The sequence below is a fragment of the Kocuria arenosa genome (assembly GCF_042879215.1).
In the GTDB taxonomy this organism is placed as follows: domain Bacteria; phylum Actinomycetota; class Actinomycetes; order Actinomycetales; family Micrococcaceae; genus Kocuria; species Kocuria arenosa.
In genome coordinates this window covers 1-512 of sequence record NZ_JBHZTA010000056.1, presented here as the reverse complement: position 1 = coordinate 512, position 512 = coordinate 1, and the positions used below count along the sequence as shown (strand labels likewise).

Annotated in this window: 1 protein-coding gene; it reads left to right on the top strand. The window is 48.4% G+C overall.

Annotation, left to right across the window (positions count from 1 at the left end; genetic code table 11):
* On the top strand, window positions 1-512 hold a 512-nt coding region (locus ACFYE3_RS19080; RefSeq protein WP_387806194.1), incomplete at both ends, for a hypothetical protein.

Below are 512 nucleotides of genomic sequence, written 5' to 3'. Positions count from 1 at the left end.
CGTCATCTTTACCACCGATCCTTTCGCCTGTTCCTTCCTCTCCACCGATTCTTCCGCCCATTCCTTCCTCTCCCGCTTTGAATGTACCAACTGCTCGGACTGACTCATCTTCTTCAACCTCGAAACAGCTTCCAACCAAGCGGTTCACTTATGAGTGGCAATCAAAAGATCATCTTGCTCCGAAAAAAATCACCTCGACAATTGATCCCTCAAATATTGTGGAAGGCTCAAGGCAACGTGACCCGAACTTGCCGGATCTATCGATTGTACTTTCTGAATTTCCAGAGCTCAGTTTAAATCAGGCAGTAAGCATAAACGAGGCCATGAATGACAAGGGCGCCTTGCCACACTGGGAAGAAGCGCTGTCATCGGAGTTCAATTCTCTTCAGTCTAAAAACACCGGAACCCTTGCTCCACCTCCATCTGACGACAAGACCATTGGCGGGATGTGGTTGCTCACCAAAAAACTCAACGAATTCAACGAGGTTGTGCGTTACAAGGCTCGTTGGGTC